Consider the following 6,000-nt stretch of genomic DNA (forward strand, 5'->3'; position numbering starts at 1 on the left):
TCAGCCCCAAAAGGAGATCTTCATGGTTACTCTTAAAACAACTCTGGGTTCCATCGTTATTGAACTGGATCCCGAAAAGGCCCCCATCACGGTGGCCAACTTTCTGAGCTACTGCAAAAAAGGATACTACAACGGCACGGTTTTTCACCGCGTTATCAAAGGATTTATGATTCAGGGCGGCGGGCTTACCGGTAATCTCGAAAACAAAAAGGGGCAGCTGGATCCCATTAAAAACGAGGCCGATAACGGACTTTCAAATCTGAAATACACCATTGCCATGGCCCGGACTTCAGATCCTCATTCCGCTACCTCGCAGTTCTTTATCAACACCAAGGACAATAAGTTCCTGGATCACACCGCCAAGGATCTGCGCGGCTGGGGCTACTGCGTCTTCGGCCGGGTGGTTTCCGGACAGGATGTGGTAGACAAAATCGAAGCTGTGAAAACCACCCGCTCCGGCATCTACAGCGATGTTCCCGTTACTCCCATAGAAATTCTTCAGGTAGAGGCTGACTGATTGCAGCCGGCTTTTGTTGATAGTTAAGGATTTTCGTGGCCGTATATTTTATTGCAGATCTGCATCTGGCGCCTGACACTCCGGATCTTCTGACTCTTTTTACTGATTTTACCGGCATGCTGAAGTCCGGAGATTCTCTTTATATTCTGGGGGATCTCTTTGGCTATTATGTGGGAACGGATCTCGGGAACCTGGCGCAAACCAAGGTAAAAAAGCAGGTGGAGATGCTCCGAAAACAGAATATTCCGGTTTACTTTATCCACGGAAACCGCGATTTTCTGCTGACGCCGGAAGATGCTGCCTACTTCGGCTTTGAGCTTTTGCCTGAGCGAACCGTTATCACCGTTTCCGGAAAATCCTGTCTTCTCATGCACGGAGACGAGCTCTGCACCGCTGAAAAAAAATACAACCTGTTTCGGGCGGTAAGCCGCATCAAGTTTCTGCAGAAGCTGTTTATGATGTTCACCTCTAAAAAAAGAAGAATCTCCATCGCAGAAAACATGAGGGAACAAAGCCGACTGCGTTTCCAGGGAAAAAACGGCGTCAAGGAGAAGATCAACCTCCGGGAAGCTCTGAAGCATCTCCGGGAAAGTCAGGCGGAAATTCTGATCCACGGACACACCCACAATGCGGAAGCGGCAATTGCCCCGGGGCAGAGCATCTATGATACCGGAGACTGGAACAGCTACCGCTATTCCTACATTGTGGCCGATGACAGCGGAAAAATGCCGGAGCTCATTATCAGAAGCTCCCGGCTCTACAGGAGGGGCGGCTGATCCGGGAGCCGCTTCATTGCTGCCGGTCTTTATCTCCGGAAGAAACGCCCGGGCAGTTTTCATACCGGGATTCGATACGGGCCGCTTCCTTGCCGGAGAAATCCCTGATAACGTAGGTATTGCCGATCATGGCATGAGGGAAATTGCTGTTCTCGCAGTTTATGCTATGAAAATCCTGAGTGACCTCGGTGATAAATTTCTGCACTTCATCAGCGCCGGCCTCAACCTGAATCTGAAAGGTATAAACCACCGTCATCTTCTGTTTGTCAAAAAACACAGACTCCAGTTTCAGAACGCCGTTGGAATTCTGCGCCAGGTTTTCCGGGGTGTTCTCCAAGGCGGTAATCGCCTCCACATCCTGCATGGCTTCGTCCAGCGGACGGTTAAGGTAGTCGGCAATATTGGCCTCTACATCGATCTCCGGCTTCTCCGGAGCCGGACTGGCGGCAGTATTCGCCGTTTCGGCAAAAGCTCCCCCGAAAGACATAAGAGCCAGAAGAGCCGCCCCGGATGAAATAAGTTTAATTTTTTTGCGCATATCAGTGAGCATCACTCCAGTTATTACCTATACCAACACTTGCCTCCAGAGGAACGCGGAGCTGTTCCACTCCGGTCATAATCCCGGCAATTACCCGGGAATACTCCTCAGCATATTCCGATTTTACTTCAAACACCAGTTCGTCATGAACCTGAAGCAGCAGCCTGATATTCCCCTCCGGAAGGGTTTTTATCCATTTATCCGTCTCAATCATGGCCTTTTTGATAATATCAGCGGCGCTGCCCTGCATGGGAGCATTAATAGCGGCCCTTTCCAGCCCCTTCTTCTGCATGGCGTTGAGTCCGCTTCCCCGCGTAAGACCGGCAAACAGAATCCGGCGGCCGGAAATGGTGGTGACATAGCCGTTTTCCCGGGCAAAGTCCGCAGTCTGCTTCATATATGTCTTAACGCCGGGATACTGATTGAAGTAGGTATCCACATATTTCTTGGCCAGAGAGTTATCTATGCCCAGCTGCTTTGCCAGACCGAAGGGACTCATGCCATAGATAAGACCGAAGTTTATGGCCTTGGAAGCCCGGCGGAGCTCCGGAGTAACCTCATTAAGCGGCACTCCGTGCATTTCCGAGGCTGTAATGGCGTGAATATCCTGTCCGGATTTGAAGGCCTTAATCATATTAAGCTCATTGGCAATATGAGCCATAAGACGCAGTTCAATCTGGGAATAGTCGATAGCCATTACGGAATACCCTGGGGGAGCGACAAAGGCCCGGCGCACATCTCTTCCTTCGGGAGAGCGCACCGGAATGTTCTGCAGATTGGGATCGCAGGAAGACAGTCTCCCGGTGACCGTTCCCGTTTGGTTAAAACGGCCGTGGATGCGTCCGGTTTCCGGAAGAATCAGCTCCGGCAGCTTTTCCACATAGGTTGACAGAAGCTTTCTGTACCCCCGGCAGTCCAAAATAAGACGGGGTTCCTCGTAAAGAATAGAGAGCTCCGTCAGCACTTCCTCCGAGGTAGAGTAGGCTCCGGATTTGGTTTTGCCCTTTCCCGGCAGGCCCAGCACCCCGAAAAGAAGATCCCCTACCTGCTTGGAAGAATTGATATTTACCGGAAAACCGGCTTTGGCATTCAGGAGAGCTTCCGCTTCCGCAAGCTTTTTACGCAGATTGCGGGCCTGATTGCTGAGCTCCTGAGTATCCACCAGCACTCCGGTTCTTTCCATCTGCATCAGCGCCGGCACCAGAGGATATTCGATATTCCGGCAAATGTCAGCCAGCGCGGCATCCTTGGAAAAATACCCCGCAAAGACGGCGGAAAGCTTAAGAACGGCAGCGGCCGCAGCCACAGCATAAGCGGCGGTCTCCGGAATGCTCATAGCGCAGAAATCCTGCCGCCGGCGGTTACGTCCCAGAAAATCATCCTCAGACAGCAAAGTCTGCCCCAGATATTTCAGCGCCAGCGCCGGAAGAGAAAGATCCTGCCCGGAATCCAGCGCATGCGCATCCAGAAGCGTATCGCGGAATCTTGTCCGGAGTTCGCCGCCGGCATTATGAATGAGATGACCAAGGAGCTTCACGTCATATCCGATAAGCTCCGCTCCCTTGTCATCATGGGGATCCCGTTCCAGAAATTCCTTTAAAACGCCGTATACCTGATCCCCGGGAAGCTGACTGTACTCCGAAAGCCCCTGATGCCCCACTGGAATGTAGGCGGCGAGACGTTCCGCCCTGAAAGCATATCCCGCAGGACGGGCGGTCACAAAATGCCCCGGCCCGGGAATAATCAAAAGGCTGAATTCCTTTGCATCTCTCAGACGCTCCGCCAGATCCATGAGACCGGCTTCATCGGTAATGATCTTCGTATCGGTATCTCCGATCTCCCTGTTTTCTGAGCTGCCGCCAGATGTCTCCGGTTCCGGAACGGCACCGGCAGGCTTTTGAGCGCCTGAGCTCTCCTTATCTCCTGAAGACGCCTTAGGGCCGGCTTCCTTAAAATCGCACTCCCGGAAAATTTCCATCACCTTTGCGGGATCCTGAACATTGGGGGCCGCTAAAACGCTTAAAGGCACCGGCAGTTCCACATCGGTCTTAATGGTCACCAGAATGCGGGACAGCTTAATCTGATCCTGCTCCTTCAGAAACTTCTCCTTGAAGGCGCCGGCGCCCCGGAATTTCAATTTAGCCACCTCATCAAGACGCTCCGTTATTGCATCAAGATCCCCGATGCCATTGAGCACCGCCTGAGCCGACTTGTCTCCGATGCCGGTCATGCCGGGAACGTTGTCGACCTTGTCTCCCTTAAGGGTCAGAAAATCTCTGATAAGCTCCGGGGGCACGCCGAACTTCTCAATAACCCCGGCCCGATCCAGCACCGTCCCGTTCATGGTGTCCTCGATGCGGACATTGCGGGCCACCAGCTGCGCCAGATCCTTATCCCCGGATTCAATAATAAGCGGGATGCCCTGTTCCTCCGCACTGACCGCATAAGAGCCCAGCACATCATCAGCCTCCACTCCGGGCACCTCTATCAGCGGATATCCGGAAGCCGTGATATACCGGCGGATCCAGGGAAGCTGGCTTCTCAAATCATCAGGCATCGGCTTTCTGGTGGCCTTGTATTCCGGATACAGTTCCTTCCGGAAAGAGGGGCCGTGAGCGTCAAATACCACAGCCAAAGAAGATCCGGGGTGTTTTTTATGCAGATTGTTCAGCATGTTGATATAAACCCGCACCGCTCCGGTGGGTTCCTTCCGGGAATTGGTCATGCCGGCATGAATAGTGCTGTAGTAAGCCCGGTAGAGAAAATTATTGCCGTCAACGAGAATAATGGGTTCTGTCATTAAATAAAACTCCTAACGAACTATGCCGAAAAAGCCGGAAACAAGATAAAAACCCAGACCGGTCATTAAAAGACACAGCGCCACACTGGCCGTTACGTTAACAGCCGCGCTTAAATACAAACCGTTCTGAATAAGTTTGACGGTGGCCAGCGAAAATGATGAGAATGTGGTAAAGCCTCCCAGCGCCCCCGTTACCAGAAAAAGCCGCCAGTTCTGCATGCCGCCCCGGGAGACTATATAAGCGGTTATCGCCCCGATAAGAAAACTTCCCGCCACGTTCACAAACAGCGTCCCCGCCGGAAAGGTGGGAAATCTGCTGTCGATAACTTCTGAGCAAAAATGCCGGCCCATGGCTCCCAGCGCTCCGCCGGCTGCTACCAGCAAATAAGCAATCACAGCCGCACCTCCAGTTCCCAGCCCAGACTCCTTTCAATTTCCGCTTCCTCCCGGAGCAGGGAAGTAACCAGATAGTGCGGAGCCTTGAGATCTTTATCCGGAGTTACTATCAAAAGGTTGGGCTCCTCCGCCTGAAAACGGAAGCACTGTCCCAGCACCAGATCCGTGCGTCCCACGCAGATAATAAAGGCAATCCGGAGCAGCCGCGCCAGTTTGCAGGCTGTTTCATAGGAAACCACTGACTGCTGCCTCAGAGCTTCGGTATTAAAGGCATCTCTTTCGTTGCACAGGAGAGCGGCCAGAAGCCTTTTCTGATCCACATTAAAGCCCGGCATATCTATGTTGTTGATAATGTAGGCCGCATGCTGCGGGGCTCTCCGGTACTCAATGCACAGTCCCAGCTCTGAAAGCAGAGCAGCGGCCTTGTACAAAGATACCGCATTAGGATCACTGAGTCCCCAGGAATCTCTGACATCCCCCAAAGCGCTCATAGCCACGGTCATTATCCTTTGCGCCTGTTCTCTGTCCATCTGATAACGGGCAATAACGCTGTCCACCGTGCGCACCTTGGTATTACCGCTGGAGAAATCTCCCAGCAGGCTGTAGATAATCCCTTCTCTGAGAGCGCCGCCGGCCAGACTGATTTCTCTGACATTGAGGACATGGTAAATTGCCGACAGGATGGCGAGGCCTCCGGGAAGAACCGCCAGTCTCTCCGGAGTAAGTCCCGGAATGCAAAGAGAGGCAATAGATCCCTGTCTTATGGTTTCATTCTTAAGCTTTTTCAGATAATCAGGGGTCACTCTCTCGTTATATCCGCCGGCTACCACCATTTCATGAAGAGCCTGCACCGTGCCTGAGGCGCCGAGACAGCAGTCAAACCCGTAATGAAGGTATTCCTGGGCATACGGCGCAATAACCGCAATAGCGGCCTCTATCGCCTCATCATATTTTTCCTGAGTAATAAGCCCGT

At 52.5% G+C, this 6,000-nt stretch carries 6 protein-coding genes; 2 read left to right on the forward strand and 4 right to left on the reverse strand.

Annotation, left to right across the window (positions count from 1 at the left end; genetic code table 11):
- Positions 1-22: 22 nt before the first annotated feature.
- Both ACJROR_RS11550 and ACJROR_RS11555 read left to right on the forward strand, forming a co-directional pair.
- A complete protein-coding gene (locus tag ACJROR_RS11550) occupies positions 23-517 on the forward strand; it encodes a peptidylprolyl isomerase (protein WP_406547171.1) in 495 nt (164 codons plus the stop codon).
- 35 nt (positions 518-552) lie between these two features.
- The gene (locus ACJROR_RS11555) at positions 553-1,293 is read left to right on the forward strand and encodes a UDP-2,3-diacylglucosamine diphosphatase (protein ID WP_406547167.1); all 741 of its coding nucleotides are present in this window, start codon (positions 553-555) and stop codon (positions 1,291-1,293) included.
- 13 nt (positions 1,294-1,306) lie between these two features.
- Here the strand turns inward: ACJROR_RS11555 and ACJROR_RS11560 are convergent, their stop codons facing one another.
- From ACJROR_RS11560 to ACJROR_RS11575, 4 genes are all read right to left on the reverse strand, one after another.
- Entirely contained in the window at positions 1,307-1,831 is a 525-nt protein-coding gene (locus tag ACJROR_RS11560) for a DUF4179 domain-containing protein (protein ID WP_406042294.1), read from the reverse strand.
- Between the two features lies 1 nt (position 1,832).
- On the reverse strand, positions 1,833-4,631 hold the full coding sequence (gene polA / locus ACJROR_RS11565; RefSeq protein ID WP_406547168.1) for a DNA polymerase I: 2,799 nt from the start codon (positions 4,629-4,631) through the stop codon (positions 1,833-1,835).
- A gap of 12 nt (positions 4,632-4,643) precedes the next feature.
- Complete coding sequence (crcB, locus tag ACJROR_RS11570) at positions 4,644-5,027, reverse strand: fluoride efflux transporter CrcB (RefSeq protein ID WP_406547169.1); 384 nt, start codon at positions 5,025-5,027, stop codon at positions 4,644-4,646.
- Positions 5,024-6,000 (reverse strand): guanosine-5'-triphosphate,3'-diphosphate pyrophosphatase (locus ACJROR_RS11575; RefSeq protein WP_406547170.1); only part of this gene is annotated, 977 nt, incomplete at its 5' end. The genes ACJROR_RS11575 and crcB, both read right to left, overlap by 4 nt.

Origin of the sequence: Succinimonas sp., from assembly GCF_045225735.1 — a bacterium.
Classification (GTDB): Bacteria; Pseudomonadota; Gammaproteobacteria; order Enterobacterales; family Succinivibrionaceae; genus Succinimonas.

What these genes read in the sequence shown, in the direction of transcription:
- ACJROR_RS11550 (WP_406547171.1), top strand. Translation starts at nt 23, where the DNA reads ATGGTTACTCTTAAAACAACTCTGGGTTCCATCGTTATTGAACTGGAT.
- ACJROR_RS11560 (WP_406042294.1), bottom strand. Translation starts at nt 1,831, where the DNA reads ATGCGCAAAAAAATTAAACTTATTTCATCCGGGGCGGCTCTTCTGGCT.
- polA (WP_406547168.1), bottom strand. Translation starts at nt 4,631, where the DNA reads ATGACAGAACCCATTATTCTCGTTGACGGCAATAATTTTCTCTACCGG.